At 43.2% G+C, this 26,948-nt stretch carries 18 protein-coding genes and 2 pseudogenes; 7 read left to right on the top strand and 13 right to left on the bottom strand.

Going from position 1 to position 26,948, the window contains the following annotated elements:
* Positions 1-223 precede the first annotated feature (223 nt).
* The 6 genes from ACLGGO_RS21775 to ACLGGO_RS21750 all read left to right on the top strand — a co-directional run bounded on the left by ACLGGO_RS21775 (position 224) and on the right by ACLGGO_RS21750 (position 9,130).
* Complete coding sequence (locus tag ACLGGO_RS21775) at positions 224-1,447, top strand: ISL3 family transposase (RefSeq protein ID WP_446420888.1); 1,224 nt, start codon at positions 224-226, stop codon at positions 1,445-1,447.
* A gap of 505 nt (positions 1,448-1,952) precedes the next feature.
* Entirely contained in the window at positions 1,953-3,707 is a 1,755-nt protein-coding gene (locus tag ACLGGO_RS21770) for a choline/carnitine O-acyltransferase (RefSeq protein ID WP_446420887.1), read from the top strand.
* A gap of 252 nt (positions 3,708-3,959) precedes the next feature.
* Positions 3,960-6,716, top strand: coding sequence for a type I polyketide synthase (locus tag ACLGGO_RS21765; RefSeq protein WP_446420886.1), 2,757 nt, complete (start codon positions 3,960-3,962; stop codon positions 6,714-6,716).
* On the top strand, positions 6,717-7,940 hold the full coding sequence (locus ACLGGO_RS21760; RefSeq protein ID WP_446420885.1) for a hydroxymethylglutaryl-CoA synthase family protein: 1,224 nt from the start codon (positions 6,717-6,719) through the stop codon (positions 7,938-7,940).
* Positions 7,931-8,731, top strand: a complete 801-nt coding sequence (locus ACLGGO_RS21755) for an enoyl-CoA hydratase/isomerase family protein (RefSeq protein ID WP_446420884.1) — start codon at positions 7,931-7,933, stop codon at positions 8,729-8,731. The genes ACLGGO_RS21760 and ACLGGO_RS21755 overlap by 10 nt, the downstream gene beginning before the upstream one ends.
* A 147-nt stretch (positions 8,732-8,878) precedes the next feature.
* Positions 8,879-9,130 (top strand): phosphopantetheine-binding protein, encoded by a 252-nt coding sequence (locus tag ACLGGO_RS21750; protein WP_446420883.1) that lies wholly within the window; start codon positions 8,879-8,881, stop codon positions 9,128-9,130.
* 351 nt (positions 9,131-9,481) lie between these two features.
* On the opposite strand, the pseudogene ACLGGO_RS21745 reads toward ACLGGO_RS21750, so the two are convergent.
* Positions 9,482-9,667 (bottom strand): annotated as a pseudogene (locus tag ACLGGO_RS21745) (IS701 family transposase); the annotation flags it as partial.
* Positions 9,668-9,753: 86 nt separating this feature from the next.
* Here ACLGGO_RS21745 and ACLGGO_RS21740 point away from each other — a divergent pair.
* A pseudogene (locus ACLGGO_RS21740) lies at positions 9,754-11,166 on the top strand (transposase).
* 65 nt (positions 11,167-11,231) lie between these two features.
* On the opposite strand, the gene ACLGGO_RS21735 reads toward ACLGGO_RS21740, so the two are convergent.
* The 12 genes from ACLGGO_RS21735 to ACLGGO_RS21680 all read right to left on the bottom strand — a co-directional run bounded on the left by ACLGGO_RS21735 (position 11,232) and on the right by ACLGGO_RS21680 (position 26,248).
* Positions 11,232-12,143: a TauD/TfdA family dioxygenase gene (locus ACLGGO_RS21735; protein ID WP_446420882.1), complete on the bottom strand. Its 912-nt coding sequence runs from the start codon at positions 12,141-12,143 to the stop codon at positions 11,232-11,234.
* Positions 12,144-12,362: 219 nt separating this feature from the next.
* On the bottom strand, positions 12,363-13,493 hold the full coding sequence (locus ACLGGO_RS21730) for a beta-methylarginine biosynthesis bifunctional aminotransferase (RefSeq protein ID WP_446420881.1): 1,131 nt from the start codon (positions 13,491-13,493) through the stop codon (positions 12,363-12,365).
* Between the two features lie 4 nt (positions 13,494-13,497).
* Positions 13,498-14,031, bottom strand: a complete 534-nt coding sequence (locus tag ACLGGO_RS21725; RefSeq protein ID WP_446420880.1) for a hypothetical protein — start codon at positions 14,029-14,031, stop codon at positions 13,498-13,500.
* Between the two features lie 11 nt (positions 14,032-14,042).
* On the bottom strand, positions 14,043-14,897 hold the full coding sequence (locus ACLGGO_RS21720; protein WP_446420879.1) for a phytanoyl-CoA dioxygenase family protein: 855 nt from the start codon (positions 14,895-14,897) through the stop codon (positions 14,043-14,045).
* 280 nt (positions 14,898-15,177) lie between these two features.
* Positions 15,178-16,209, bottom strand: a complete 1,032-nt coding sequence (locus ACLGGO_RS21715; RefSeq protein WP_446420878.1) for a fatty acid desaturase — start codon at positions 16,207-16,209, stop codon at positions 15,178-15,180.
* Between the two features lie 12 nt (positions 16,210-16,221).
* Positions 16,222-17,442, bottom strand: a complete 1,221-nt coding sequence (locus tag ACLGGO_RS21710) for a phytanoyl-CoA dioxygenase family protein (protein WP_446420877.1) — start codon at positions 17,440-17,442, stop codon at positions 16,222-16,224.
* A gap of 179 nt (positions 17,443-17,621) precedes the next feature.
* Positions 17,622-18,917, bottom strand: coding sequence for a tryptophan 7-halogenase (locus ACLGGO_RS21705; RefSeq protein WP_446420876.1), 1,296 nt, complete (start codon positions 18,915-18,917; stop codon positions 17,622-17,624).
* A gap of 115 nt (positions 18,918-19,032) precedes the next feature.
* Positions 19,033-20,577 carry an NAD(P)/FAD-dependent oxidoreductase gene (locus ACLGGO_RS21700; protein ID WP_446420875.1) on the bottom strand — a complete coding sequence of 515 codons (1,545 nt, stop codon included), beginning with the start codon at positions 20,575-20,577 and terminating at the stop codon, positions 19,033-19,035.
* Between the two features lie 356 nt (positions 20,578-20,933).
* A complete protein-coding gene (locus ACLGGO_RS21695; RefSeq protein WP_446420874.1) occupies positions 20,934-22,946 on the bottom strand; it encodes an iron uptake porin in 2,013 nt (670 codons plus the stop codon).
* Positions 22,947-23,006: 60 nt separating this feature from the next.
* Positions 23,007-24,020 (bottom strand): phosphate ABC transporter substrate-binding protein PstS, encoded by a 1,014-nt coding sequence (gene pstS / locus ACLGGO_RS21690; RefSeq protein WP_446420873.1) that lies wholly within the window; start codon positions 24,018-24,020, stop codon positions 23,007-23,009.
* Positions 24,021-24,166: 146 nt separating this feature from the next.
* Complete coding sequence (locus tag ACLGGO_RS21685; RefSeq protein WP_446420872.1) at positions 24,167-24,712, bottom strand: hypothetical protein; 546 nt, start codon at positions 24,710-24,712, stop codon at positions 24,167-24,169.
* Positions 24,713-24,814: 102 nt separating this feature from the next.
* Positions 24,815-26,248 carry a hypothetical protein gene (locus tag ACLGGO_RS21680; RefSeq protein WP_446420871.1) on the bottom strand — a complete coding sequence of 478 codons (1,434 nt, stop codon included), beginning with the start codon at positions 26,246-26,248 and terminating at the stop codon, positions 24,815-24,817.
* Between the last annotated feature and the right edge of the window lie 700 nt (positions 26,249-26,948).

Here is a 26,948-nt window from a genome sequence, read left to right as displayed (position 1 = left end):
AGCTAGTTATTAACTGGGGGCGCAAACTGAAAAATAAGGGTAATGCTCTTATCACAGTTTAAATGCATGACAGCTTATGATAAATTACCTGTAAAAAAAACAAATACTTGCAATATTTTTATGCTCAAAGTCGCTTTAAGTCCTTGCTGTGCCTTGATTTAAGGTTGGGTTTTATGATATAAAATATTCTGACGATTTACAGCAAAAATCAAGAGTTAATACTATGCCATCTAACTCCCTTCTATTTTTCGTTACAAAACTTATCAAGTTTGAGGGTTTTAAAGCAACTAACTATTGGTTTATAACCGAAAATGAAATATTAATTGAATTAGCGAATAAAGCCAATAGAGCAACCTGTCCTTATTGCCACCAATCAACTGACAAAATACATCAATCTCATCCCTATAAAGTAAGAGATATTCCCCTGAGTAGCTTTGATGTTTTTTTATTCGTTAATCGTCGCCAATTCAGATGCAAAAATTGTCGTCAAGTTTTTTCAGAAGAATTAACTTTTGTCAAAAAAAGAAGAACCTATACAAAAAGATTGGCGCAAAAAGTAATAGAAGAAGTTCTGGCAACAGATGTGGCTAATGCTGGCAAGAGAAACCGAATGACTTCAGCGGAAATAGAAACAATACTTAAAGAACTAGAGGAGGATTTATTGAAGGAGAAACCTCAGGGATTAAAAAGGTTAGGGATTGATGAAATAACCCATCTAAAAGGAGGTAAGAATTATGCCGCAGTCTTAGTGGACTTGGATAAACGAAAACCGATAGCATTGTTAGAGAAAAGAAATAAAGAAGCAATAGCAGAATACTTACAGAGCTTGGGTTCGGAGATATTAAGTCAAATAGAAGAAGTCAGCATAGATTTATGGAGACCTTATAAAACTGTAGTAGAAGAATTAATCCCTAATGCACAAGTAGTAGCCGACAGATTCCATGTAATGAAACAAATAAATGAAGAATTAGACGAGCAAAGAAAGTTTGAAAAAAGGCAGGCGGCGAAACTAAAAGACAAAAGAGAAAGAGAAAAAAAGGTGCGAGGAATTGCTCACAGTAAATATCCTTTACTCAAGAAAAAGGAAAGACTTAATGAGAGCGAAAAAGAGAAGTTAAACGAAGTCAAAAACGTGTCTGCTAAACTCATAGAAATGTATCAAATCAAAGAAAGTATACGGGATATATTTGAAAGTCAGATAACCGGGTATAAAGCTTTATGGGATATCGCGGAATGGATGAAAAAAGCTTATAAATATTTTCCCAAAAGTTGTCAAACAATAAAAAGATGGATTGATGAAATATTAGCCTATTTTGACAATCGTACTACACAGGGTACAGTGGAGGGAATTAATCAAAAAATTAAGCTGATCAAAAGGAGGGGTTATGGATTAAAGAATTTTGACAATTTTAGAAGAAGGGTTCTGCTTAATTGGCATTTTTGCTAGTAATTTATCATAGTTAGTCTGAAAGAGCCAAAAACCATCAAGCGCTGGTTGATGGTTGGCTAGAAGAAGCCAGACTTGCTGGAAAAGCTTCTAAATAATTTTAACTACTCTGGTGGTCAGAAGGTCGGATGCCTCGAACTACTGATATTTTCTCATTGACAAAAATTACTCGGCTTTAACTTGTCAAGAATGATCAGTTGAGCCAACCAAGCGCAGTTCCACTGGCACGATCGCTTTTCTTCAAATCGCGCCTCTTGGAACCAATCTGAGCTTCTAGTTGGCAAATTAATTGACCAATTTAGTATATTGACAAAAGCAAATAATTGTGTAGCTTGCAGCTTACAGCAATATAACTATACAGAAACATACCAACTTTATCTATTTGTTGTTGAGCTAAAAAACTGGATAATTACGAGGTAACGGGGAAATGAATTTGTTTTTCCTTTTCCCCCATCGCCACCAACTACTTATAACTACACTCAGTAGTCATTAAGAAAGATTCCTCATGTACCAATTTCAAGAGTCCCTTCCAAAACTGCCTTTACCACGAATTGAAGATACCTTAGAGCGCTATCTCGAAATAGTCGCACCGCTATTGAGCGATGCAGAACTGGCTCAAACAAAGGCAGCAGCGATGGACTTTCAGCAGGGGAGCGGGCCAGTTCTCCAGAAGCAATTGGAGATGATTGACCGCTCAACGAATACCAGCTACTTGCATGAATTCACACTGAATAGCCGACTAGAAAATCGGTTGTCTATTCCCTTTTGCCAAGGCAATGCAATCCTGGTTTCACCAGTCTTGACGACCGAGAAATACTCATGCACTCGCTTTGCTGCTACCGTAATTTCTCATGTACTCAAGTTCTACCTGAAAGTCAAACGTCGGGAACTAGAGCCAGACCGGGATATCTATCAAAAAAACAAACCCCCCCTGTGCATGGCTCAGTACGAGAACTTGTTCGGCGTCTCGCGAATTCCTGGAATAAAGCGGGACAGCTTGCAGCGAACAAAAAATCCAGAGCATATAGTGGTCATCCGGCGGAATGTATTTTACGCCTTGAAGCTCATCGAAGGAGAGGAACTGCCGACATGGGATGCAATCGCACAGCAGCTCGACTGGATTTTAGAAAATACTCTGGCTGGAGCACCCCCCATAGGAGCGCTAACTACCCTAAACAGAATTCCCTGGGCTATTAACCGTTCCTACATGAGTACTCTATCTCAAGAAAACGCTCACTCCCTAGATTTGTTGGATAGCGCTTTGTTTGTTGTGTGTTTAGACGAAACAATACCAACTGACACAGAGGCGGTGCTTAGGAACGCACTTTACGGAGATGGGCGCAACCGCTGGTTCGACAAGTCCATACAGCTAATTTTCACAGCCTCAAATCAGTTGGCAATTCATTGTGAACACACTGGATTAGACGGCTATACGGTGTCGCGCTTAATTGGGGAAGTTTACCAGGATCTTCAGCACCCAAGCGTTCCGCTCTTGGACACCGCTTTTATCCAATTGCAGCCACCAACGCAACTGCAATGGACTTTAGACCGGGAACTTCAGGAAGCGATTGAGCAGGCATCGACAACAGCGGAGCATCTGATTGCACAAGATTCAATACGGGTGCTGATTTTCAAAGAATTCGGCTCAGACTTTATTCGTCAACATGGCTTGATTCCAGACGCTGTGGTTGCCCTCTCGCTTCAGCTTGCACATTTTCGTCTGTGCGGTGAGCTGATCAGCACTAGAACAATGGTACATACCAGGAGTTTCCGATACGGACGAGTCGAGTCGGCGTTCGCAGTCACTCCCGAATTTGTCGAGCTAATCAGAGCCTTTAGTGAGGTGACTTCTGACGAGGTGCGGTACTTGACCCTGAAGCGTGCGGTTATGGCTTATGTCTGGCGACTGTTTGATTGTAAACAGGGGGAGGGAGTCTATCGTCACCTTTGGACTCTTCATACTCTCGCGCGTTACCAAGGAGATGTGCTTCCCGATATCTTCCTCGGCAAAGCCTACACTGAGTTTTTCTCCAAGAGTGGAATCACGATTGTGACCCTACCTGGCGAAATGGGTAGGGAGCTGATGTGCGGCTCTGTGTGGGATCATTATGCCCATGACATCAGGTATGTAATGGAGCGTGAAAAGATATCCTTTGCTGTAGCAAGCAAACGTTGGCAGACAGAAAAATTCATTCAGATTCTGAAGCAGAGCCTTTTAGAATTGGGAAAGCTTATGTATCAATTTTCCGAAAAAGAGTAAATATTTACAACAAAAAAGCAAGCAAAATTCTGAAAAAGTATCTTTCAAAAAGGGAGTAGTGATAAAGACAAGCAGTAAGATAAAATCCTAGGGGTAAAAATCGGAATCCGTTAATAATTTTAAGACGAATAAGCAAGAAAACGCGATTTGAGTAACAACCTTATCTCCACCAAGAGCTAGCATAATCAATGAGTAATATTAACACACAGCTAAAGCCCCTATCCAATTAGATTGTCGCTTCTTATTCAATTTATGAACCAAATAACAGAGTATTCCGCCTTAGCGGATGCTAAAACAGAACCAATTGCCATTATTGGTATGGGATGCCGATTCCCTGATGCCAAAGACCCGGAAGCTTTCTGGCAACTACTATGTGAAGGTAGGGTCGCCATCAGCGAGGTGCCGACTGATCGGTGGGACGTAGATGCCTTCTACGACAAAAATTTGGATAGCGATGATAAAATGAACACCCGCTGGGGCGGCTTTTTGGAAGATGTAGACAAGTTTGACCCCTCATTCTTTGGGATTTCCTCTGGAGAGGCTTCAGCGATGGACCCGCAACAGCGCCTACTATTGGAGGTTAGCTGGGAAGCGCTGGAGAATGCAGGGCTGGCACCTGACAAACTTGCTGGCAGCCAGACTGGAGTGTTTGTGGGGTTATTTAGTTGCGACTATTACAAGCTGTTACTCAACCCACCTCAGCGAGCAGGTACAGGCATCTTTAATAGCATTGTCGCTAACCGCCTGTCATATTTTCTGGATCTGCGAGGGCCAAGCATGACGTTGGACACAGCTTGCTCTTCTTCTCTTGTAGCCGTTCACATGGCTTGTCAGAGCTTGCGAACTAAAGAGTCAAACCTAGCCCTGGCTGGTGGAGTGAACCTCATCCTGTCACCTGAGTGGACTATCGCCTTTTCTCAAGCTGGAATGATGGCATCAGATGGACGTTGCAAAACTTTTGACGCATCTGCCGATGGTTACGTGCGGGGAGAAGGGTGTGGCATGGTCGTTCTCAAGCGCTTGTCGAACGCATTAAATGATGGCGATCGCATCTTAGCAGTGCTGCGGGGTTCGGCAGTGAATCAGGACGGTCGCAGCGTTGGCTTGACGGCTCCCAATGGACTCGCTCAACAGGCGCTTATCCGCCAAGCTCTGGAGAACGCTGGTGTGTCACCTAGGTCGATAGACTATGTGGAGGCTCATGGCACTGGTACACCCCTGGGCGATGCGACTGAGGTACAGTCTTTGGCTGCGGTGTTAAGACAAGGGCGATCGCCAGAGCAGCAGTGTGCCCTCAGTACAGCTAAGACCAATATCGGTCACTTGGAAGGAGCAGCTGGAATAGCTGGCTTAATTAAAGCAGTGCTATCTCTGCAACATGGTGAGATTCCTCCTCACCCGCATCTCAAAGAAATTAATCCCGACATTGCTTTAGAGAAAACTCCCTTTGTAATTCCTACCAAGCAACGCCCTTGGTCACCTCAAATCAAGCCCCGTTTTGCTGGGGTAAATTCTTTTGGCATCGGAGGCACCAACGCCTTTGTGGTGCTGGAAGCGGCACCAGATAATTTGGGTTTGACGATTTTAGATTTTGGATTGCAGGATCTGGACAATGCAAAATTCCAACCTACCAAATTCTCAGTCGATCGCCCGTTGCATCTCTTGACACTATCAGCAAGAACTGATAAAGCCCTCAAACAACTAGCCGATCGCTACGAAAGTCATCTAGCAGCTAATCCGGATCAGTTGCTTCCAGATATTTGCTTCACAGCGAACACTGGCAGGTCGCATTTCGACCACCGCCTAGCTATAGTAGCCGAGGAAGCCGATACTCTGCGCCAGCAACTCGGTAATTTTACCTCCGGGAAGGAGACTGACGGAACCCAAGAAGGCAAGGTAGGCGATCGCAACCGCCCTAAGATAGCGTTTCTGTTTACGGGACAGGGTTCTCAGTACATTGGTATGGCACGTCAGCTATACGATACTCAGCCCACATTCCGAGAAGCTTTAAATCAGTGCGATGAACTGCTGCGCCCTTATCAGTCCCAATCTCTGCTGTCGGTATTATATCCAGAGTCCGGGCAGTCCTCTGTGCTTGATAACACAGCCTATGCCCAACCTGCACTGTTTGCCCTAGAATATGCCCTAGCCCAATTGTGGCAATCTTGGGGAATAGAACCCGATGCAGTCATGGGTCACAGTGTGGGAGAATATGTTGCCGCCTGCATCGCTGGAGTATTCAGTTTAGAAGATGGACTGGGCTTAATCGCCGAACGCGGACGACTAATGAGTTCGCTGCCAAGCGAGGGTACAATGGCTGCGGTATTTGCTGAGGAAGCATTGGTGCTAGAAGCGATCGCGCCCTACCAAAACGCTATCTCCATTGCTGCGGTCAATGGTCCCACACAAACGGTGATTTCTGGTACAAGGCAAGCGGTGGAGGCGGTGCTAGAACGATTGGAAGACGATTGCATTACAACCCATCCTTTAAATGTCTCCCACGCTTTTCACTCGCACCTAATGGAACCCATCCTTAACACTTTTGAGGAAACAGCTTCTCAGGTAAAGTTCTTTGCCCCTACTCTCCCCCTAATTTCCAACGTAACAGGGCAAATGGTGCAGCCTGAAGAAATACTGGATGCCAGCTACTGGTGCAATCATATTCGTCAACCAGTACGCTTCTATCAAGGAATGCAGACCCTGGCTGATGCTGGGTATGAACTCTTTTTAGAGATTGGTTCAACAGACACGATGATTGGCATGGGTAAGCGTTGCTTGCCCAAAGGAACTGGCACTTGGTTAGCGTCCTTGAAAAAGGATGAAGATGAGTGGCGATCGCTCCTCAACAGTCTAGCAACCCTGTATGTGAGTGGCTGGGACATAAATGGGGCTGGATTTGACCGACATTACCCGCGTCGCCGAGTAGGGCTACCCACCTATCCTTTCCAACGGAAACGGTGCTGGCTTGAGCCATCTGAGATTAAGTCTTACTCAAAAAAAGGAGTTTAAATGCCTGTAGGAATTGAAAAAATCAATCTGTACGCAGGGCGATTCTATCTCGATCTAGCCGATTTAGCAAAGGCACGCGGTCAAGACCCCCAGTACATAGCTACTAATTTAATATGCGAACAGCGATCAGTCTATCCAATATGGGAAGATGCTGTTACCCTTGCCGTAAATGCAGCCAAAAAGCTCTTGTCACCAGAAGATATTGAGGATATAGAACTGCTCATTGTCGGCACCGAGTCGGCGGTTGATATGGGCAAGCCGATTTCAACTTGGGTGCATCGTTTTTGCAACCTAAGCCCCAATTGCCGCAACTTTGAAGTCAAACACGCCTGTTACAGTTCCACCGGGGCATTCAAGATGGCTGCATCTTGGGTAGCATCGGATATCCGACCTGGGAAAAAGGCTTTAGTGATTAACACGGACTTCAGTCGCAATTTTGTTGGTACTGAACATGAACCGATAGGCGGTGGCTGTGCTGTTGCCTTCATAGTTAGTGAAAATCCTCAGATTCTCGAAATCGAACTGGATAAGGCTGGCTACTGGACAAACGAGATTGCTGATACCTTTCGACCCACTTCCAGAACCGAAACCATGAACGGTCAAATCAGCATTTATTCGTATTTTGATGCGTTGGAGGGAGCATACGAACATTACGAACAAATAACTGGTAAAGTAGATTACGATGCAGATTTCAAAAAGCACATTTACCACGCTCCTTTTCCGGGGATGACGTTTCAGGCTCACCGCGACATAGTGAGTCGGTTGATTGCCGCAAACAAGAAGACCATCAAGTTGAACTTTGAGCAAAAAGTAGCAGAAAGTTTGTACTTTGCCAAGCGGATTGGTAGTTGCTACGGCGGCTCTAATTTTGTTTGTTTGCTGGGGTTGTTAACTTCAGCAGAAAATCTCAATCCAGGTGACCAGATTTCATTGTTTGCTTACGGTTCCGGTTGCCAGGGGGAGTTTTACAGTGCGATTATCGGGGCTGCGGCTTCTGAGATGGTGCGATCGCTCAATATCGACCAACATCTTAACGAGCGGCTGCGTCTTCAGGTAGAAGAATATGAACTGATAGAGTCTACGCGAGAGAAATCTATCGATTGTCCAGACTATGAGCCCGACCGCAACACTTTAAATGGATACTATGAGAAGCTTTACGACACTCAAGGTTTTCTAGTGTTAAACCGGGTGAAAAACTACCAGAGGATATACGGATGGAGTTAACGTCAAAAGCTGTTGAATACCAGCTCGATTCAGGGGTGGCTTGGATTAAATTGGCATCACCGCGATCTGGAAATGCTCTTAATGCTACCTTAATCTCTCAGTTAAGTCGAGCTATCCAAGAAGCAATAAACGATGAGTCTTGCCGAGTCATTACCATCTCAGCGATGGGTTCTGACTTTTGTAAAGGACTCGACCTAGAAGAAGCTTTTGCCAAAGGTGGTTTACCCGACCAGGAGTTCTTCAAAATTTTAGTTGATTGTTTAACGCTAATCCACAGTTCCAGCCGCCCTGTAATCGCTTGTGTAGAAGGAAATGTGATAGCTGGCGGTGTCGGTTTAGTAGCTGCCTGTGATATCGTGTTAGCCAGCAATAACGCAGTCTTCATGGTATCAGAAGTCATTGTGGGCATGATTCCAGCCATGATTGCACCTTTTCTGCTGCGTCGTTTAACACCAGCACGACTGAGGTACATGGCTCTCAGCAGTCGAGGAATATCAGCACCGGAAGCACAGATATTCGGCTTGGTGGATGAAGTTGTCACAGAGGGAACGTCCAAAACCCTCAACCGACAACTACAGCGACTGTTTTGCAGTTCACCCCATGCTATAGCCCAGAGCAAACAGTATTTCGAGCAGTTGCATTCGGTAGACTTGCATCAGCAAACAGAACTAGCATTAAATGAACAAATGTCTTGGCTAAAACAACCAGAAGTCACCGAAGGTATCCGAACCTTCACCGAGGGATTTTCTCCTCCTTGGTTTCAAAAGTACAAAGGCCAGACTCATGTCTAAAGTTTCAGTCACCAACCTTGAGCCGGGTAGCTTCCAACTACCAATCAACGACCCTGAAAACCAAAATCGACGAAAAGTAATTATTGGAAAATTATCCTGATTTTTCAATAAAATTAAAATCTACAAAAACGTAGGAGCAACCCTAGAATGAATCGAGAAGAAGTGCTGAATATCGTCATCAAAAACATCAAACTCAATGTTGATGGTCTTGAGGAAACTGAAATAAATCCGAAAAAATCAATGGCGGAATATGGAACTACCAGTTTGGATATTGTTGAAATTGTTAACTCATCGCTGCGAGAACTTAAAATTAAAGTTCCCAGAACTCATCTAGCTGACTTAATGAACATTAATGACTTAGTAGATTTGTTAACAAAAGCAAAAAATGAACAGCTATGAGAGAGTTTATATGATAGAAAAATCCCTTTTTGTGCCCGCTCCACCTTTTTATTTGGAGATATCTAATCCTGGCATTTTAGATGAGTTAACGCTACAGCCAACTACACGTCAACCCCCAGCTTCTGGAGAAGTTGAAAAAGAGGCAAGGGAGCAGGAAGCAGGGTTCATTTCCCCCCGCTAAGAGCCCCCTTCCCCCTGCCTCTTCGTTGAAGTTCATAGGGAGAGAAAAGACTCGGTGTCGAGAGGAAAGTGGTTCAAGTCTAGCAGGAGAGGATTGATTTTCCGCCTCGCCGCCTAGCATGACCATCCAAAGGGTGGAAACAGCGATGGCTAACGGGACTTAGACAATTTCTAAGCCCAGACAAAGCCAAAACTGGCTTTATAAGAGGCGAATACGTCCCGATTTTGAGTCAACCACTCAAAAAAACGGAAAGACATTGCTGTCCGAAACGCTTTTATTGCCTCAGCAAAAGTCTTTAAAGGTTTGGAAGCCCATCGCCTTCTAAGTCCTCCGGTTAAGGTATGCCATAAACAATACCTTCGCCAAAAAAAGGGAGGCCCAACGTAGTACACTTGTTGTTTACCACAACCACAAATGAGATTTACATTCGCATAAGAAAGACATCTTACCACTTTTACAATGCCTCAGTCCAGTCATAGGGACCACAAGTGTCCGTCAATTAAGCCGGATTGCTTCTTCCATACTGGCAATGGAGGGCCGAGTGACCATGTTGGGGATTTCTCGTTGGACCCCAGTTATCTGCAGTTATCGCACGGGACAACGATTTTTTTACACGGTTTTAGCTTGGGCTACAATGTTGTGGGTATTTTTTCGGGAGCATTTGTTCAACAAAGATGATATTTATTTGCTCGCTGGCGATGACGTTCGTTGTCACCAAAGCGGTCAAAGAAACTCACGGTCTTGACCGATTTTTTTCCCGCTTATACGGCAAGCCAGTGCCGGGGTTATCTTTCTTTGCTTTGTCTTTAGTTAGCGTTCAACAGAGCAAATCCTTTCCTATTCACATCGAACAAACTCTAAAAACTCCCGAAGAAAAGGCAGCAGCCCAAGAGAAAAAGTAAGCTAAATCCGCAGAGAAAAAATCAGCGAAAAATTCTAAATTATGCCCCCCAGATAAAAGTAGCCTTCAGGATAAGGGGGATAAAGATCTAGTCAAAAACAAAGGAGGCCGACCCCTGGGGAGCAAAAATAAAGACAAAACACAAGTAACTTTTACTCCAGAGTTATTGCGAATCAAGGCAGCAATTGCGCGATTGCTGGGCTGTATGAATCAATTTCTCCCTTTGACGTATTTATTGCTAGACGGGCATTTCAGAAATAATAACGCCTTGCAAATGCCTCGTCAATTAAAGCTTCATTTAATTTCTAAATTGCGCCAAGACTCCGCTTTGTTTTTTTCCTTACAAACCCTGTAATTCAGAACAAAAAACTAAGGCCAAGTATGGACCCAGGCTTCAGATTGGTCAAATTCCCGCCAAGTATTTGAAAAAAAAAGACAACGGACAAAAACAAAATCACCACGGAGATTTATCAATCTACTCTTCTGCACAAAGAATTTGCCCAAGATTTGAATGTCGTGATTATAGTCAAAATCAACCAGCGGACTTCAAGCCAAAGCCATGTCATTTTATTCTCCAGCGATGTAAGATTAAGTTATGAAAAAATAATTGACTATTATCGACTGCGATTTCAAATAGAATTTAACTTTAGAGATGCCAAACAATTTTGGGGATTAGAAGACTTTATGAATATTAAAGAGACGGGAATGACTAATGCAGGGAACCTTTCCTTCTTGATGGTGAATTTATCCCATTATCTCTTAAATCTTACCCCGAAGGGGCCTCTGTCCAGTGTTCGGGATCTCAAAAGTCAATGTAGAGGTTATCGATATGCTTCAAGAACCATAAAACTGCTTAAGGAAAAACCTGACCCAGTTTTATTGGGTCAGATTTTGAAACGCTTATCCGGCCTGGGCTGTATCCATCAACATTCAGAAGAGGTCAGTGACCATTAAATTATTGAAGGTATTGCTTTACAATCAAGACAGTAGCTACAAGATCAGCGATTGCACTGGCATTCTTATTTAACAATTTGTAAATAGGGCATTTCACGACTTGGCCACTGACATTTACCACTATTCCAAAGGTTGAAAGAGACAAAAGTCTTCTTAAGCCAGCGATCGCTACCATCGAACCGAGGCGTAAATGGTTTTCTGCCGTGTAGAGTGCGATTATTATTAATAATTAGCAAATCTCCTTGAGTTAGAAAAACTCCAGTCGCTAATTCTGCTGCTTTTTCACCCAATCTCTCATAAGCCGCTTGTACCTCTTCTATGGGACTACTTGCAGTAATTCCTCGCGACCTCCTAATATCTTCATAAATCAGATCCACACAAGGGTTTTCCACTGTACCAGTAATAGCTGGTTTTGAGAAAAATCCTTCAGTGTTGGCATCTCGCCGTTCAATCGGGTGAAGGCGCAGTAACTCAATATCTAAGGGTTCTAACGCATTGCATAGAGTCCGTGCATCACATAGCATCGTGTAAGCTTTTTCGGTAGGAACCGTATCGTTGATTAATCCGCCTCTCTCCTTGTTCTGGGAATAGTTGAAAGGCTGACCAAAACATCTAGCAATACCTAGTATTAACCCTTCACTGATGGGACATTCACCTGCACTCGTCTCAGCGCTTTTTGGGGTTAGGGGTAACAAGTTATCTATAGGTAGATTTTTGAAAAGTAAGGCACTAGGGGCGTTGGGAGCGAAACAAAATTCCTCGATCGTCCTTAAGACTTCTACCGTCATCTGTTTATGAACTAACCAATGGGCTTTGGTAATAAACACTTCCGGTTCTATTCGCCAGTCACAGTTCCCCATCACTTGGGTAAATTCCTCCGAAAATCCTGACCAAGATAAGTCTAGACATTGGAGACTGGCTTTGTTGACTTTCAAAGGGGTTTGGTGATACTTGAGGGATGATGCTATTTCAGACATAGGATTAAGGAAGATTATTAATGCAAGTGGTGTGTGTAATTTATAAGTAAACACTGCTCACGATTGTCCGTTTTGTAGCCTAAGATCTGTGCTTTTTGCGGTTTAGGGTGCTGGTTAATATCACTCAACTTTTGAGTTGCCATTCATACATCCAATACTTCAGTTTTTCAGCTCCTGCTAGGCGTACTTCTACGTCAGCAATTGTTTATGTCCTAGCTTTCAATTCCATTTTTGCAATCCTTTCTTAAGTAATTCAATTCCCTGAAGGATAGTTTCAGTTGGATAGCCAAGAGGAATTCTAACGTAACCGTCAGGACAGGCTCTAAAAGTTCCAGAAGTTACCAGAACCAGCCCAAATTCAGTCAACATAAAGTCAGCAAACTCTTCAATATCTAGAACGGGAAGTTTTACAAAATACTGAAGTCCGCCTGCGGGCTGCTCAAAGGCGATTTCACTCATCTGTGATAAAACAGCGTCAACAGTTTCTCTATTTTTAACTACTCGTTCTACTAAGGATTGATTGCCGCGTTTCAGGATTGTTAGTGCTTGTTGTTGAGCGGGATAGCAGATACCCAGGCACTCCTCGGTTAGCAAAGCCGTTAGCGATTGAATGTTATCCGAACTAGAAATAATCCAGCCAACTCTAAGACCAGGAGCAGCAAAATTTTTACTCATCGAGTTGACGACATAAAGATTTTGCCAGATCCCTTGCAGGGAGAGAGGCTGGATGAGCTGATTTTTTTCAAAAACAAACTCATCATAAACTAGGTCTGCAATTAAACTAGCTTGACAACTTTGGGTTAACTGCAAAAGCTTCCTGAAGCAATCTTTTGAAAGAATTTCACCTGTGGGATTATTTGGAGTGTTGACGAATATAACTTGAACATTTTTTGTGAATTTTTCTTGTAAACTAGACCCGTCTATTTGATTGTTTTCTAACGAAAAGTATTCAACCCTATAACCGCAAGTCTGTAATAGTTCTGCAATACACCAAAATACAGGCGCTTGACACAGTGCTACAGCACCGGGACGGTAGAGAGAACGAAAAATGAGCGACAATCCGTGTAAAGCACCATTGGTTACTAGCGCTTCCGAGGGGTCTACTTTGAGGTGATACTTAGAAAATTCCCGGTGACAAATGGCTTCGATAATTTGGGAAGTCCCTTGAGTTGATGGGTAATTTCCTACAATTGATAATTCATAGTTAAAATCATCAAACTCCGTTTCTAACCATTGAGAAGTGTTGCCAGTTATGTTTATGGAATGTCTAATGAAACGGTGAGCATACTGAAGTCTTTGTACGACAAGAGAGGTAGGAGAATTTAAATCAATGACTGTAGTTTTTACCATTGTTTCACAATTTATTTAGACTAGCTATATAAGACACTCGATTACCATGCTTGTAATTCCCCAAATTTGTCCATTCTTCAACTCCAGCGTTGTGCCAATTCAATTTTCTGAAGTGAAAACCATACTTGATTAATAACATCTGCATAACCTTATCGGTTGCATAGAAACGATGGTATTCAAAGGGCAGTATTTTTTCATTATCCGAGAAATAGTCCAGGTAAACGAGGTATTTTTCGTCTAACAGTTGATCGATATGTGAAATGGGTTCATTGCCAAGTTGTTTTTTATACGACTTAAAGTCTGTACAATCGAGACGCTGATGTTCAATTAACCTCAATAATCCAGTTTTTCTCAAGAATTTAGCTACTTTGAGAAGCCTGGGAACTTGAGCAATCAATGTATCCAAAATCAGTGTTTTGGGTTTAATGCGCTCGATCTCTGACAACAATTCAGCTTGCCTCATCCCATAATAAAAAAAACCGAAGCAAATAATTGTATCAAATTGCCCTACCTCAAATTTTCTCAACTCTTCAAACACTTTACCGACTATTACGAGATCGGTGTTGTAGCCAAGTTAGCGCAAAATAGGTGGTCAACTTCTTTTTTACTTAGAGTCTGTAGTGGTGTGCAATCTTGGCTTCCTCTGAATTTTAATGGTGATATGCTATTGATATCTTTATAGATTATTCCTAACATGTCGCGATTAAACGGAGAAAGGTTATGAGCTGATCCGTGCATTGTGAGAAAATGACAAAATAAAACAGATCCCGCAACACCTTTGGGCGCTACAATTCCTCTGTTTTCTACTATTCTAGAGATGGTTGTGTTTGGGGCTGTGTATGACATGATAGTGTATGACATGATAGAACTGTAATTAACCTCCAAGCCACTTTTTTCGTTAACAACTCTATTTGCATTGGCGTTTGTTTCATGATTGAGGAGACCTTCTTTATGGGAGCCAGGGATAAAATATATCGGTCCATTAAACTCATTCACCTCATCCAAAAACACAAACGTAATTACTCCTAGTGGCGGGGGCGAATTATCTAATTTCTGTGAGTAGGCTGCATCTTGGTGCCACTGCCACATCCCTCCTGAGAAGGCTTTTTTCATACCTATCTTGCTACGAGAGAGATACAAATCGCTACCACATAACTGCCGCGCAGGTTCTAGTAAGCGTGGATGTCGGACTAAGCTACGAAAAAATTCATTGTTGATATGGAGTCCAACGATAGCACGTAAGGTTTTGTTGTCTTCTTCCCAAGCTTTCACAACTGAATCATCGGTCATCAAAGCTGGAATATAATCTCGCACGACCGCGACTTCCTCTTGGGAAAAACAGGCTGGAATTAACAAAAAACCCTGCTCTTCGTATTGCTCTAGTTGCTCTGTCGTTAATTTCATAAATTCCTCCTTACAAAAATATTGTCAAGTTTGTAGACATGAATGAAGAGAAGATTCGCTTCAAGATAAATTCAGGTTTGATTTTTCGGGGAAGGCGAGCAGACTGAAGGCTATAAAAATGTTTGAATCTCCTTTACACACTTGCCATCCGACCACTTGCCCATATCGAATTTCAATTCATTTGCCTTAGCACCAAAGCGAATTACTTGATCGAGCGCACACCATATATAACGCCAGTTTAGGTTGTATTTTGTGCCAGTTGAATTAAGCGACACATAGGTTATAACTCCAAAGATTCAGTTACATTTGGCGGCATAGCTTCCTTAAACAGAGCCAACCAACCTCTTTCTTGATTGCGAGAAGCATAAACTTCGTCCTTCATCAAAATCTGGTGCGCTAGCCTGTACCGCCACGAAGGAACACCAGGAAAAAGATGATGCAACAAGTGATAACCTTCCCAATGAATCCCTAGTAAAAAATTCGCCACTGGAGAGCAAAGCCGATTGCGAGACATAAACAAGTCCACCGATTTGGGATTTTGGATTTGGGTTTGGGGATTTTTGAACTTGCCCTCAATTCCCTCCGAAGTCACCTCCATCAACGGGTAATGCTCGAACAACTCAATAAACGCTCCAACCCAATTAGCCGTTGTCAGCAGAGGAACCCACCAATATAGCACTAACAACCACCCCCAACCCAACCCGATAAATATTGAATTCAACACAATCACATAGACTAGGCGCACCAGTTTCTCTGTCAATTCCTCCTGCGGATTCAGAATTCTGTTTTTGAGCAGATAGCGCAGGTAAGTCAGAGTCGTTGCCGGGTGAATAATGTTCCATAAATAGAGGCGCACGCTGTTAGCTGAAAGATTTTCTCCGTACAATCCACTCTCCTGCAACCCAATGTAATCTGGGTCTAGCTTGGAGTCTCCAAAATGACCGTGATGCAGGATAACGTGGGAGGAGCGATAACCCGAATAACTTTGCAGCACCAGATAACCTGAAGGAAACGTCCCCAAGACCAAATTGAGAAATTTATTCTTCGCCAAGGTTCTGTGAGTTGACTGGTGCAGCAAATCTGCCAAAGCACGCATCCTGGCACCAATGATCAAAATCGCAACGAAGTAAACCATCCCGCCCAGGACTAGCGGCAAGTGCTGCCACGTCCACCAAGAGGCAAGCGCTGCAAGAGCAATAATCGCCCAATCCTCAACAAGTTGAACGAATCCATGCCAATTATCTAGCTCAAAGCAACGACTCAACTCTCTCAGGACTGCACCGTCGAAGCGATAACGCTCAACCCTTAACATTAGCGACACTTCCTACTTAGTTGAAGCAGAGGTAAGCTTCTTCTCCAATTTTTCTGTGTATCTGTTGTATCCAAAACGATCTTCACCTCTGAGCAGAACCGCTCTCCACTTATCCAAATTAATGTTTTTCAGCTTTAAGTAATTGTTGCGATGGAAGCCTTCTAACATTCTCTTGGTGTAAATGCGAGTGCTAGTTGTGGCAATCCGTCCATTCAATCCCCATCGTGATTTATCAGTCTTATTTTCGACTGAACCGTGAATCGCTCGCTCAGTAAACAGATAAAACTGCCCAGCTTTCATTTCGATGTAATGGGGTTGTGGCAACTTACCTGGGTAATCGATCTTGAGATCCCGATTGAACTCAGGCATATTATTAATCGAATCCTGGGTGACTTCCTCTAATTTAATGGGATAAATTTCATTATGAGTTCCTGGCAGAATCATCATACAGCCATTCTCTTTGTTGGCATCGGTTAAAGCAATCCAGCAGCTTAATTGAAAAAGAGCCTCATCGTCTTCTGGAGTCACTATCGATTCTTGCTGGTTGGAAAAAAACCAAGTACATTCTTGATGTAATTTTGTTTCTAAGCCAGGCAAAATTTCAAAAAATTTAGTTCTCCACAAAAGAAGATCGGGTCCTAAAAGTTGAGTGGCTCGTTCAGTAATCGCCGGATGCTTAAACAAATTCAATAATTGATCGTCATCTAAATGAAGATCAATCTGATTTCTCAACTTGATAAGGTGTTTTTTATAGCCCTCTGTCACTTCTCGATTCCAAAGTGTTACTAAACAACCTTTATCAGTCGTGTCAAATTCAAAATCTCCATGAGTGGAAGACCAATGTTTTGATTCAGTTTTCAGCAATGAATTGATGAAATATTGCCGTAAATCCTCCATTTCGTTTGGAGGCAGTAAGTCGAACGGTCCGGCATAGCCACTTTCATAGAAACCACGGATCTGTTCCTCAGTAAGATGAAATTCATGGGCAACCGATACTCTAGGTTTGTAAGATTTCGGTTCTTTCAATCGGCAATAATACTCATAGTAAGTTGTTTTTCCACCGGATTTAAAAGCTATCCAGAACATCTGATTATTCCAGCCAGTTGGTAATTTTTCTCTCAAGATTTCTGGCAAACAACCATGAACAAACTTGAGTTTTGCCAGGATATAAAGGAAAGCCAGTTTAAGAGAAAACTTCCAATCAAATAAGGAAGAGGTTGTTGTTGCTGTCATGTGGAAGTCTCCTAAATTTTATAGCTAACGGGGCGACGGAGAGAGGTAGAAAAGCTTATGAAGTAAAGAGTGTAGACATTTTTGTGAAGGTCAAGTGGGTGAAAAGTAAGAGCTATCAAGCTCTTGAGCCACTCGTTACGTGAAGAGTGCGATCGCACTCTTCCTGTTTATGTTGAAATTCATTGAAGAACTTCCTGTTCTAAAAGATACTGAAGCGCCTCAATGACTCGGTAGGCAGAAAGCTTGCGCGAGGTTTGGGTGAGAAATTCAGAAACCACGTCGCTGGCTTTGTTGGAGGCGGTACACAACTGACAAAGCAATCGCAAATCTTTGGCTGGTAAATACATATTTAACCTTAATTTGCTGGCGATTTGAGGCGATTCTCGAAAACTCAGGAGTTTTGAGGGTGAAAGTGTAATTTGACCTCTTCTTGGTTGCCAGAAAGGTGAGTTGGGCCAACGGTTTTCTTGGGCATAGTATTTGCACCGATCTTGCAAATAAACTTCAAACTGATGCAGAGTTTGAGATTCGTATGCGGCAAGAGCGTCCCGATCACCGTCAGAATAACGGGCGATCGCAAAGGCAGCCTTAATTCCTGACTGTAAAGCCTTGTAAATGCCAGCAGAAGAAAGCGGGTCAAGAGTACAAGCCGCATCTCCAACAGCCAGCCAGCCATGACCTGTCATCCGATCTAAGTACTGGGAAAAGGCGGGCTGAATCAAAAGCCTGGATTGAGAAGAGGCGTGAGAGGTTAACTCCTGAATATACTGCGTTTTCTTTAAATAAGCTGTCCAGGTTTCTGGCCGGAAGATCTGATGTTTTCGCAGCAGTTCGCTATCGGTCATTAAGGTGACGATCGCACGGTCATTGGGCAGACGGGCTGCGTACCACCAGCCAAATTCCGTTGCTTCTACCAAAGTGTGGTAATCTTTTGGAGCCTCTTTTTCCCAAGTAAACACTGAGGCAACACCGATCAGGCGATCCATCCGTACTTTGTTTGCCCCAACCCTGGTAGCAAAAATACTTCGATGTCCACTCGCATCAACTACGAATGAAGTTGTCACCTGGAATTGGCAACCTTTTTTGGTTCGTAGTGTCAGTCTCCATTTGCGATCAGCAAGTTGGTTACATTCCAGCACTGTTGTCTCCCGCATTAAAATCGTACCAGTTTCCTCTGCTGCATTAGCCAGCGCTGTATCGAATCGTGCCCGATTCAGATGCCAACCGTTCCCCCCGGGATAGAAAAAGAAATCCTGAAATCCCAATTGGGTTCCACCCCATGCAGAACAATTTCCCAATGAGGGGAGGTGACCATCTCGTTCAAAGGAATCAAGCACTCCTAATTGCCCTAAAACAGTTCGTATATTGGGGGGAACTGTTTCACCAATGCGAAAGTCATCCTGGCGGGATTTTTCTAGGAGCGCAACGCGCTTTTCCCCTTGCTTTTGCAGAGCTTGGCGTTTAGAAGTAGTCATTGTATTGCTCCTTTGTGTTGCAAACAGTCAAGATACTCGCTATTAGACGGGATAACTTGCCCAAATAAACTAGACCAACCCCTTCCTGAGAATTGCGCCGTCGAAGCGATAACGCTCAACCCTTGACATTAACCGCACTCTTGGCAACGCTGCCAGCTTTACCATTTGTCAATTGGGGGTTAACTTGCGGCACAGAAGAAGGCACGGCGGTTTTGATAAATTCGTAGTAAATGGACAGGAAAACTTCATCCAATGGCACATCGCGCATCATCTGCTTCGCCTTATCCCGCAGCGCCGCATGGGCAGAATTTTCCAAGACACCCATTTCAAACAACAGGCGAACAAAAGATTCGAGTTCGCGGGTACGGTTGTAAGGCAAAAAGCCACCGGGTTCCCGTACCGTAGCCATCAAATCGCGAGCACCCACATCCAGCAACCGCTGGAACGGATTTTCATTGCGACGACGTTCAATCATCGGCGAGAACACATTCTCAGTGGGGGATTGTTTGCCAAGTAACTCTGCCGTCACCACCTGGGCAACTAACGGTGCCATCAGCATCCCATTCCTGTAGGTTCCCGTCGCCACGAACAACCCTGAAAATGCAGTTTTTCCAACTAAAGGAATCCCATCAGAGGGAATGGGCCGCAATCCATAACGCATTTCCTCGATTCTGGTATTTCGCAGCGCAGTATTGAACTGACTAGCCCCATCACCAAGAATATAAAGAAGGTCTTGCGGTTGAACTCCTAAGCTCATTTGGGCAGTCAAGCTCAAAGAATTGGTTGCCCCAATGTATAAGCGTCCCCCACTACGAGGAACAACGTGCAGTCCGCAAGCAAAGGAACGATTGGGGGTGCGAAGCGTGTGGGGAAAATGGGGAGCATCCGCCAAGATACAACTGGTGCCTTTGCCAAATAACACCGCAGGCAGTTTCAGCTTGGAAAACAGTGTCTCACCGATAACTTCTGGAACCTTAGCTCCCGCACACACAACCACATTTGGAGTGGAAATGCAACCGTGGTTTTCGGTCTGGATGTTCCATGTGCCTTCGGTGTCGCCAAAATCGATCTTCACAACTTTATCGTTTAAGACCTCCCCTTTGGGGTGTTGTGCGATCGCCACCTCAAGGGCTGACAGTAAGTTGTGAGAATCAACTGACCCTTCACCAGGGATGAACAACGCTTGGTACGCCGGACAGGAATTGTTAGTGTCTAAACCGGGAACATCTTCTGGATCGACCCACTCATGGGGTTCATTATAGGTTTCTAGTTGGGCTTTCATGCGCTTGAGATTGGCGCGATCGCGATCGCCTGCACTGTTACCGATAATAAATGTCCCTTGTGTGGTGAAGATATCTTGCTTTGATGCCTCCCTTACGCTATCGATCCAATCAGGGTAAATCTTCTGTGCTTTAATCCGAAACTCCAGTTCAAGCTGTTCTTCGAGAGTCTCTTGGTCGGCAGTGATTTCGCCGTATGCGCCCAACATAGCACCACTAGCCAGCGAAGCACCATCACTATTCTGCTGCTGCGGATAGATCAAGAGAACACGCACCGAGGAGCGAGCTAGTTCAAAAGCAATGGATTTCCCAATAATTCCACCACCAACAACCACAGCATCGTATGAGTGGTGGCTGGTGCCGTTGTTCTGTAAAGTCATTCCTTTTCTGCCATTTTTGTAAAAGCTTTTTAGTTACTTAAAACGAAACATTCTCCAAGATTACGGGGCTGTTAAAAGCACTTGTTAATGACATTAACTTTTATTCCCTAATAAATCAAGTAGGAAAAGTAGGAAGACTTATCAGGACGACTATATAAAGCAACTCCACCTGGTTATCAGTTGCCAAAACGGCTCTTGATTGATACCAATCCGTGTCCCCTTTTCATCACAAACTGGGTTACGACCACACCCAATAAAGTCAAGTAGGAAAAGTAGGAAAAATATATTTGCTTTGCCTGCGATCGCAAAATCGCTAAACTCTCAGGAAATGTTTACTCATCCACTTCTGGTCTTAATCAAAACGTAAAAGTCGTTCGCAATAATCCAATCCAAATACTGCCATTAGCAGCATTATGCTCAGGATTAGTAATCAAAAAAACACCCGGAGTAATAAAAATTCTATTACTAATTGGATAGCGATAAGATAGCTCAAAATGCATCGACGTATCCCGATCTAAACGAGAAGCAACATCATTACTTGTTACCTTCGGAGGCATACCCAAGACAAAATTTAACTGACTCCCTAACTTACCCAAATCTGGCACTACCGCCGTAAAAGCCCAACTCCAGATATCCGCATTAGCTCCAATTGAACCATCTAAACCATTAACAACAGGCGAACTTTCAGCCCTCGCATTAAAATAACTAACCCAACCCCCTAAAATCAAGCGATCGCTCAACTTGTAAGTAGACTGTAAGCCATAAGCATTAGAGGAAGTCGCCGTACTTCCACCAAAAGGCAACTGAGCAAATCTGCTGCCCTTACTCCCAGTGACATTAACCGTTGCACCGGGTTCGGGAGCATAATAATGACCATAGGTAAACGCGATCGCTAACTTATCAGATGGAGTATAAGTGACCTGAGCTAAAGCCGTATACTGACCCCCAAACAGTCCCTCCACTGGATTTCCACCACTCGTAGTTAAATAACTAACACCAGCAGCAAATTGATCAGTGAAATTATAGTAAACTACAGCACCCGTACCAAAAGCAAACGAATAAATAGGACTTTCAGCACCAAAATTGGAAATAGGAGAAACAGGATTCAGTGCCGGAAAAATGCGAGTGGGAAAGTCAGCAGCCGGTGCGATCGCTACTTTACCGCGTCTGCCTCCAATTGGAAACTCATAAAATAACGAACCTATCCTAACATCGTTACCCGTATTAACAGCACCAATCAGGCGAGTCATATCTGTTCCAGTAACAGTATTACCAAAATTGCTAACATTTCCAGCTCGAATATTAGTCCGTAATCGGTCTTTCCCTGTAAAGCTAGTATCAAAATTGAGATTTACCCGCGCTGATAGAGTAAGGTTTTCATTCAAGTCTTCCCTTGGGTTTCCCCCAGAAGCAACAGCTTTCTGCTCTCCAAAAGCACTAATTAAATTAAAATCTACTGTCCCCCGGACAACTGTAGTCGTGCTAAACTGATTTTCATTAAGAAAATCTACTCGCTGTTCTAAATCATCTAGTTGAGTAGTGAGGGTTTCCAGCTCTGTAGCAAAGTCGGCTTGTAGCCTTTGTACAACTGCCAAGTCTTCTTGATTAGGAAATGTATTATTCAAGCTATAAATTATACGTCCAATCTTGAGCAAGCAAGTATTAAAAGCAGCCGCAAATTCATAACGAGTAATAGCACGATTTCCCTCAAAAGTCCCTTGACCAGAACCAGCAATGCAACGATATTTTTCTACCAAGCTTCGCAGTGCCTCATAAGCCCAGTCTCCAGGACTAACATCTCGCAAATCTTCAACACGGGTAAAATCCTCCATCAAATCTGGAGGTTGGCTATAGAGTTGAGGCGACTCTAACGGGTTAGTAGGAATTTCTGGGATTTGAGGTTGAGCGAGAGAGGCAGAAGGCAGAGGGCAGGAGGCAGAAGGAATACTGTCCTGGAGTCTCTGCTGCGACCTCATAGAGCAAGGGTTTAAGACCTCCACTGAACTCCCGTTTAGTGACTCCAAATCAGGAGGCGTGGAATCCCCTGACGTTCGTAGCCTCGCTACCGCTGACGCTCGTTCGCCCTTGGCGTCGCCCCTTGGGTGAAGACTTGCTCTAAGCGTTTGCGGAGCATGGTCGAAGAGCATAGCATCCCGTACTCCCAAGGAGAACCCGAAGGGTAGGGCATACGCTTGGCTATCGCTATCTGATTTGTTGCTTCTGCCCTTTGCCTCCTGCCCTCTGCCTCCTTCAATTTCAGGTACGGTCGTATTAGTATTATTTTCTTGCGCCAAGACCGGAGGTAATACTAACAAGTTACAACCCAGTATTACCGAACTCAGTGGCAATGACACACCCAATTTAATCATAATTTCTGCTTCCTCTACCTCTTACCTTATGCCTCCTGCCCCCTAACTCCTGCCTCCTGCTTAGGGACGAACCCTCAATTCCTTATTGGCAGTTTCAATCACTTGCTTCGCTACATTTTCTGGAATTTTCGTGTACTCTAACTCTTGATTAAATTCTTGACCCTTAGTCAAAATCCAGCTCAACAAGTTCTTATTCGCTTGAACCAGAGTTTCATTAGGATACTCTTTAGAAAAAAGTAACCAACTCAAACTAACCAAGGGGTAGCCATCTTCTGGGTCATCAATATCTTCAGTCGTGAATTCATCGTTAAACTTTATATTAGCTAGAGCTTTTTCCGTCTCTGCCAAAGTTGGTTCCACGTAACGACCAACCCGATTTTCAATCCTAGCTGTAGGCAGATTGCTCTGACGAGCAAAATTGGTTTGAACATAGCCAATCGCACCATCAATTCTTCGCACTTCTCCAGCTACTGCACTATCTTGAGGAAAGGCAGCAAAAACCTGAAATCCCCAATTCGGTTCCCGTGCCGCTTCTATCTTTCCACCCGTAATTTTTCGTAAGTATCTAGTCAGTGTCAAGGTAGTACCGCTACTACCAGATTGAACTACAACTTGAATTTTTTTGTTAGGAAATCTAGAATCAACCTGGTTCCAATTGGCAATTTTACCTGTAAATATTTTTGCCAGTTGCTCACGAGATAATTTAACATCAGAAGTCACATCTTCAAGATTATAGACAATAGCTATAGACCCTCCCCCTGTAGGTACCATCAGCAACCCATCTTGCATTTGATTTTTCTCAATTGGGGTAGGGATTAAAGTAGTACCTCCAACGTCCACAGTTTGATTCATAAACAAACGAATACCACCACCACTGCCAGAGGCGGTATATCTGAAATTTACACCTGTTTCCCGTTCGTATTCTGCACTATAACGCTGATAAAGAGGTTGAGAAAAAGAAGCACCAGCGCCTCTAAGTAATTGCACCTCAGCAGCATTAGTAGCGCCAGAAAATATTATAGCTAATGTGGTCGTTAAAAGTCTTTGCCAGTTACCGATTGTAAAAGTCTTCATGAGTGTCTTGATGAAGTAAGGTTTGATAGCGATTAGAAATCATCGCTACATCAACCTAAATTTAGATTTTTGATAAGTCCTTACCTTGCCGAGGTGGTTTTTGTTGCCACACAGCTCTATTTTAAAAATAAGGTATTTTCGATTAACTAATACTGAATTTTTTTGCGGTAAATTATGACCTTATTACCATCAGCCGCAATTTCTAACCAAAAATCCTGAATGACAAATTGATAGAAAAATTCGCCAAGACGGGTACTCCGCCAAGTGCTGATAAGTGGGTCATTGGGTGCCCATCGTTTAAAAGCTTTTACAGCAACTTCAGGAACTCCGCTGATCTCTATTTGCTCGTCAACTTGAATAAGAGTGCCATTGGGAGTAACTTGCACTTCAGCTTCAAAACCTTGTTGGTTTTGACCTCGGAGTATGTATATTAACGAACCATCTGATTTCAGTTCAATTCGGGCTTGATTAAATTCAGCATTAGTCGCTGTCTTTGCTGAAGACATTGCTGGAAGTGCTACTTCTTCTAAGGGAATTTTTCGGACTATTCCCCCTAGATTTTGGACAATTAATACATTTTCTTTTTTCCCAAAAGATTGAGCATAAACGTTACAAGAATACATGGAAAAAACACTAACAGTTATTCCTGTAACGATGAAAATTTTCTGCCAAGTATTTGTGGATAAACTCATCAGTTTTTTATTTGGCTATTTTTTGTTAATCAAGTTAGGGAGAAGGGGTAACGTTAATACATCTCAATTAACCTCAACTATTGTTTTGTAAATGAGAGGCAATTAGGGTTGGATTAGAACCGGACTAAAACCGAATGGCAACTGCCAATGGTGTATGTTTCTGGAGCTTTGTTTGTACTGGTCAAGAATGTGATACATAGCCTTGTGAATTTCCGTCATACCGTTTTTCACACTCTCACCCTCTACTTCATAAGGAGCAATTCTTGCCATGAAGTAAGCTCCGCTCTGATTTCGGGCAGTACCTAATGATAAATTCCGCATGATTCGTAATTCAACAGAACAGTCAAAATCCAATCCCTGTTCAGAGACAATATATTTAAAACGCTTTTTGACCAGATAGGGCTGTAGGATGAAGCCTTCTGGGACAGAATACTTGTCTTGGACTTTGACTATTGACTGATTTGCACCCCCATGACCATCGACTGATTTTTGAAAATATACTCCAGGGGGAACGTCACCTTGTTGAATAGTTTCAACATAATGCTGCTGTGCCGTTGGCAAATTTTTAAAGGCTGCTAAATCTCGTTTATCAAAAATGTTCTGCCAAGCCGGATGCCAGATCCAATTTAAGCTTGAGTCTGAAAAGAAATCTACAATTTCTTGTCTTCTGTCAGGTTGGTTTTGTAGCGTACTTAGAACCTCTCTGACCTCGCCAGGCACCATCCGACAGATGATATTAACGACTTTTACAGTCTTTAATAACCTACCTGCACTATCGTGGATGTCAGCTAGCCAGTTGTTTCCCTGACGATAAATTTCGTAAATCGATATGAGATGAGAACCAGAACCAGATACTAACTCTGACATGGCTTGTAGATCTATTCTAGTAACCTGTCTGATCGGATCGACATCAACTATAAAAATCTCAGGGGTTTGGCTTAGCTGCTTAATAGCTTTTAAGCCTTTTTCTGGCTCAAAAAGTTTATCCAGTAACTCTTCATGACTCTTCCCTAATGCTGTTCTTGCCGCCTGTAACATTAGACGCATCCAGCCTAGATGACAACAAGAAGTTTGCACCTCAGTAGATTTTAAACTTAAGCTACTCTGGAAATTGTCGGTTACGAGTACATCATAATTTATAGGAATTCCTAAGCCTGATTGAAGATGTTTAACTAAATAAGAGTTGATAGTCTTGAGGTTTAGAGGTTGTCCCACAACGCTATTAAATCTCTGAGTTATCCGTTCGTTCAGGGCATCAGCATCAGTTGCCAAGGCTAGTATGTAATCTTCAAGTTCCTGAGAGGCTTGGTACAGTTGGTCAGCAATTTCCGCAGAAATGATGAGTGGAAACCCATACTGATGGGGTTGATTTTGGTGAATGAAATTGAGCTTTAGCTGATTTATAGAATGCCAGTAACTTTTTGCCTGATCAGTTGTGAATTGTGCAATTTCAATCATATTTCTAACTCTTAACGGTTGAAGAACGCAGGAGGCAGCAGGCAGAGGGCAGAAGGCTCCATTCCCAAGAGGATTCAAACCCCTCCATTCGGGGAGCCAATGCAACATTGTTACAGGGGGCTTGATATCCTGACTCCCAACAGTAGTGGGCAGAGATTCGGAAAGCATTTCCTTGTGCCTCCTGCCTTCTAACCTCTGCCTTTGTTGATCACTAGTCACTGTTTCACCGATTCGGGAGAGCCAATATTGCTTGAGGACTAAAAGCAGATTTTTTTTCGTCACCCTCTCCCCTATGGCTTTGGAAAGGGTTTGCCACAATTGGGAGCCAATATCCTTGATGTGAGCGATACTATAGGCACATTCGGGTGACATCTCGCTATAACCGCGTCCGACCCATGACTGACATAGGATGAATCGCTCCAGAGAACTCAGTTGCCTAGAGAGCAGACTTTGTTCTACAGTTTCCAGAACTTCGCCAACATTCATATAGTGGTTCCATTTGAGTAATATGTGCATAGCAAGCTAGCTCTAGATTCTGATGCTCCTAATCCCAAAACAGGCGGTTAATACAAAAAGGCTTTGATCCAGATAGCTCCAGAGCAGAAAAATAAGGACTGAATTAAGGAGAGTGGACATTCACCAAAAAACTTCACTATTTATTATTCAGTTCTTGCTCTCAACAAGAAATAGATAAAGTTGGTATGTTTGTGTATAGTTATATTGCTGTGAGCCATAAGCTACACAATTAGTTGATTTTGTCAATCATCTAAATTGGTAT

Source organism: Coleofasciculus sp. (genome assembly GCF_046565525.1).
Lineage (GTDB): Bacteria > Cyanobacteriota > Cyanobacteriia > Cyanobacteriales > Coleofasciculaceae > Coleofasciculus.
This window is presented reverse-complemented; position numbering and strand designations above follow the sequence as displayed.

Coding starts and splice junctions, on each gene's coding strand:
- ACLGGO_RS21720 (WP_446420879.1), bottom strand. CDS start 14,897: ATGAAATTAACGACAGAGCAACTAGAGCAATACGAAGAGCAGGGTTTT.
- ACLGGO_RS21730 (WP_446420881.1), bottom strand. CDS start 13,493: ATGGTAAAAACTACAGTCATTGATTTAAATTCTCCTACCTCTCTTGTC.
- ACLGGO_RS21770 (WP_446420887.1), top strand. CDS start 1,953: ATGTACCAATTTCAAGAGTCCCTTCCAAAACTGCCTTTACCACGAATT.
- ACLGGO_RS21750 (WP_446420883.1), top strand. CDS start 8,879: ATGAATCGAGAAGAAGTGCTGAATATCGTCATCAAAAACATCAAACTC.
- ACLGGO_RS21735 (WP_446420882.1), bottom strand. CDS start 12,143: ATGTCTGAAATAGCATCATCCCTCAAGTATCACCAAACCCCTTTGAAA.
- ACLGGO_RS21760 (WP_446420885.1), top strand. CDS start 6,717: ATGCCTGTAGGAATTGAAAAAATCAATCTGTACGCAGGGCGATTCTAT.
- ACLGGO_RS21765 (WP_446420886.1), top strand. CDS start 3,960: ATGAACCAAATAACAGAGTATTCCGCCTTAGCGGATGCTAAAACAGAA.
- ACLGGO_RS21700 (WP_446420875.1), bottom strand. CDS start 20,577: ATGACTTTACAGAACAACGGCACCAGCCACCACTCATACGATGCTGTG.
- ACLGGO_RS21715 (WP_446420878.1), bottom strand. CDS start 16,209: ATGTTAAGGGTTGAGCGTTATCGCTTCGACGGTGCAGTCCTGAGAGAG.
- ACLGGO_RS21710 (WP_446420877.1), bottom strand. CDS start 17,442: ATGACAGCAACAACAACCTCTTCCTTATTTGATTGGAAGTTTTCTCTT.
- ACLGGO_RS21685 (WP_446420872.1), bottom strand. CDS start 24,712: ATGAGTTTATCCACAAATACTTGGCAGAAAATTTTCATCGTTACAGGA.
- pstS (WP_446420873.1), bottom strand. CDS start 24,020: ATGAAGACTTTTACAATCGGTAACTGGCAAAGACTTTTAACGACCACA.
- ACLGGO_RS21695 (WP_446420874.1), bottom strand. CDS start 22,946: ATGATTAAATTGGGTGTGTCATTGCCACTGAGTTCGGTAATACTGGGT.
- ACLGGO_RS21775 (WP_446420888.1), top strand. CDS start 224: ATGCCATCTAACTCCCTTCTATTTTTCGTTACAAAACTTATCAAGTTT.
- ACLGGO_RS21755 (WP_446420884.1), top strand. CDS start 7,931: ATGGAGTTAACGTCAAAAGCTGTTGAATACCAGCTCGATTCAGGGGTG.
- ACLGGO_RS21705 (WP_446420876.1), bottom strand. CDS start 18,917: ATGACTACTTCTAAACGCCAAGCTCTGCAAAAGCAAGGGGAAAAGCGC.